The sequence below is a fragment of the Mucilaginibacter sp. P4_G9 genome (assembly GCF_056400985.1).
The window spans coordinates 1-3,036 of record NZ_JBFUKF010000514.1 but is presented as its reverse complement, the minus strand read 5'-3'; the positions used below and the strand labels follow the sequence as shown (position 1 = coordinate 3,036).

Here is a 3,036-nt window from a genome sequence, read left to right as displayed (position 1 = left end):
GAACAATAGAACGGTATAGACTTACCTGCAAAAAATTCAATTGTTTCCTTATCCAGGTGATCATAATGATCATGCGACACGATCACAGCATCAAGCGGCGGCAGATCATTTAAAGCTATGGCGGGCTTAAAAAAGCGTTTAGGTCCGAAGAATTTGGAAAAAGAAACCCGCTCACCCCAAACAGGGTCGGTAAGGATGCGTTTGCCATCAATCTCTATCAGTATACTGGAGTGGCCCACCCATGTAATACGCAGGCCGCTTGCCGGCGGAGTATTATAAATAGCAACATCGGTTTTAAAAGGCCCTATTTGTTTTTTTGGCGAGTTTTCGGCTTTGCTGTTCATGTACTCCCTCATAATAGGGACCAGTTTGCCAAAGCCGGCTTCGTCGGTAGGTATAACATTGATGTACTTTTTCTCTTTTTTGCGGGATCCTGCTAAACTCATAGAACAATAATAGTGCTTATCTTTATTACGATATAATTAACGCAATAAAGTTACGTTTGATTGGCCTGTGGTGACTTTTATTACGCGGGAATGATATTAGTATCAAGTCGTGAGTATCAGGTATCAAAAACTTTTATGCTTTGTTTAGCAGGAATGTTCTGTTTGAGCCGCAGGGCAAATCTTAATAAAACAAAAACTTAATACCTGATATTAAAAAATACCTGATACTTGCAAAATGCAACATATCGAGGACGAAACCTTTACCAAAACCCCGGCTGCACAGCTTACCGGCCGTAACCGCACTTATGAAAACTGCAAATTCATCTCTTGTGATCTTTCCCATGCCAACCTCAACGGTGTAATTTTTATTGATTGTACGTTTGATGGCTGTAACCTGGCCCTTGCCGATGCGGCCGACGCAGGTTTCCAGAACATCCTTTTTAAACACTGCAAACTCAGCGGACTAAACTTTGGCAAAGCCCGCGATTTTTTGTTCGAAGTACATTTTGAAAGTTGCATACTTGATAATGCCATCTTTTACAAAAAGAAGAACAAAAAGGCCCGTTTCGCAGATTGTTCAATGACCGAGACCGACCTTACCGAAGCCGACCTTACCGAGGCTAAATTCATCAACTGCAACCTTAACCGCGCATTCTTCAGCCGCACCATATTGAAAGGCGCCGATCTGCGCAGCTCTTATAATTACACTATCGATCCGGACGATAACATGATTAAAAAAGCCATGTTCTCCATTCATGGCCTGCCCGGCCTGCTGGCTAAATACGATATTAAAATTGAAGGATAATATTCTGGCAGATATTTAGTTATATTAATTCTTCAGGATAAACCTTATGCGCAAAATTATACTGCTTGTTGGATTGCTAATTATAATGATTGGGGTGCATGCTCAAGACTATAAAGCTATTTGTAACCGCATCAACGAACTTAATACTGCCGTACTAAACGCATCAATAAAAAAACCTGATGCGGCTAAACAATTTAAATTACTCATCGGGCAGCTTAAACAAAACAGACATGTGCCTGAGGCTTTGGATAACTGGGTATTTCCCCTCCGCGGTTATAATTACCATGCAATAGGAGGTAACGGCAGTGGCTACTATGATAAGGGCTACAATTACCTCGATGGAAACAAACATGCGGCACATCCGGCCCATGACATATTTATTAACGATAAAAACCAGGATTGCACAGACGATAAAACCGGCAAAACTGTTGACGTGGTATCTGTTGATTATGGCATTGTGATAGCCTGCAGTGATAACTGGCAACCTAATAGCAGTTTACGTGGCGGCAAATATATTTGGATATACGACAATTATGGTAACATTACCTACTACGCCCATAACAGCGCCGTATTTGTAAAACCCGGCGATGAAGTAAAATCCGGCCAAAAAATTGCCGAGGTTGGCCGCACTGGCTATAACGCTTACAAAAAACGCTCGCCAACGCATTTGCATTTTTCTGCGTTCAGRCTGGTTGATGATATTCCTGTACCTTTCAATCCCTATCGGCAACTAAAACAAGCCAAAACCTTATGAAAGTTTTCTTAATGCTAATAGCCTCAATGCTGATGGCCGGTTCGGTAAAAACGGATAACGTGGTAACCCGTTTTAAAATACCCGCAGGTTACAGGCAAAGCCCTGTAATTCCCGGTAGTTTTGGGGCATGGTTGCAGGCATTACCCCTTAAACCTTATGGTTCGCAATGTTTAACCTACCAGGGTAAGGTAGCCCGTACCGAAGCCTATACCGCCGGGATACTGGATATAAGCGTTGGTAAAACCGACCTGCAGCAATGTGCCGATGCTGTAATGCGGCTGCGGGGCGAATACCTGTACAGTCAAAAGAAATATCAGGATATTGCGTTCAACTTTACCAGCGGCTTCCGTTGCGATTTTGTGCATTATGCCGATGGCTACCGCTACAGTAATGACCGCTGGGTGATGAAGGCAAAAAGAGATTACAGCTATGATAACTTTATGCGGTATATGACCCTGGTATTCAGCTATGCCGGTACACTATCACTGCAGAAGGAACTTAAAACTGTTCAAAACCCCAACAGCCTAAAAACCGGGGATGTATTTATCAAAGGCGGATCGCCGGGGCATTGTTTTATTGTAATGAATGTGGTGGAGAATGCAGCTCACCATAAAAAGTTCCTGTTAGCGCAAAGCTATATGCCCGCCCAAAGCATCCAGCTGCTTCAATACAGGGAAAACCCCTGGTTTAGCCTTGATGAGCCTGCCTATATCCTTTATGGCGAATTGGTTAGCCCTGTTTATTTAAAACAGTTTTAGCAACGCGACCCGTCAGGATTAAAGCGCCAAATCCAATTATTGGTGGCGGCCTGCCAGTATATTATCATTCAAAAAAGCCCCTTAACTATTTGGCATAGCGATTGCCTTGTTTGGTACCATGATAGAATTCCTAACAACCGGACTGCACATATTTGTTATTGTAATGATAGGAGGTTTTATCATATTCGGCACCATGGCATTAACCGGAAAGTTTGACCATTGGGATTCCCGTTTTATTCAAAAAAGCCAACATATTTTCCGCCGGGTAAGACG

4 protein-coding genes are annotated in these 3,036 nt (G+C 42.8%); 3 read left to right on the top strand and 1 reads right to left on the bottom strand.

Going from position 1 to position 3,036, the window contains the following annotated elements:
• Window positions 1–446: MBL fold metallo-hydrolase (locus tag AC1DPZ_RS24675; RefSeq protein WP_477408466.1), on the bottom strand; the 446-nt coding region annotated here is incomplete at its 3' end.
• Window positions 447–681: 235 nt separating this feature from the next.
• On the opposite strand from AC1DPZ_RS24675, the gene AC1DPZ_RS24670 reads away from it, so the two are divergent.
• From AC1DPZ_RS24670 to AC1DPZ_RS24660, 3 genes are read left to right on the top strand one after another with little or no spacing between them, the layout of a single operon-like run.
• A complete protein-coding gene (locus AC1DPZ_RS24670) occupies window positions 682–1,251 on the top strand; it encodes a pentapeptide repeat-containing protein (RefSeq protein WP_477408464.1) in 570 nt (189 codons plus the stop codon).
• Window positions 1,252–1,297: 46 nt separating this feature from the next.
• The gene (locus AC1DPZ_RS24665; protein WP_477408461.1) at window positions 1,298–2,005 is read left to right on the top strand and encodes a M23 family metallopeptidase; all 708 of its coding nucleotides are present in this window, start codon (window positions 1,298–1,300) and stop codon (window positions 2,003–2,005) included.
• Window positions 2,002–2,763 (top strand): DUF4846 domain-containing protein, encoded by a 762-nt coding sequence (locus AC1DPZ_RS24660; RefSeq protein WP_477408459.1) that lies wholly within the window; start codon window positions 2,002–2,004, stop codon window positions 2,761–2,763. The genes AC1DPZ_RS24665 and AC1DPZ_RS24660 overlap by 4 nt, the downstream gene beginning before the upstream one ends.
• Window positions 2,764–3,036: the final 273 nt, after the last annotated feature.

What these genes read in the sequence shown, in the direction of transcription:
- AC1DPZ_RS24670 (WP_477408464.1), top strand. Translation starts at nt 682, where the DNA reads ATGCAACATATCGAGGACGAAACCTTTACCAAAACCCCGGCTGCACAG.
- AC1DPZ_RS24660 (WP_477408459.1), top strand. Translation starts at nt 2,002, where the DNA reads ATGAAAGTTTTCTTAATGCTAATAGCCTCAATGCTGATGGCCGGTTCG.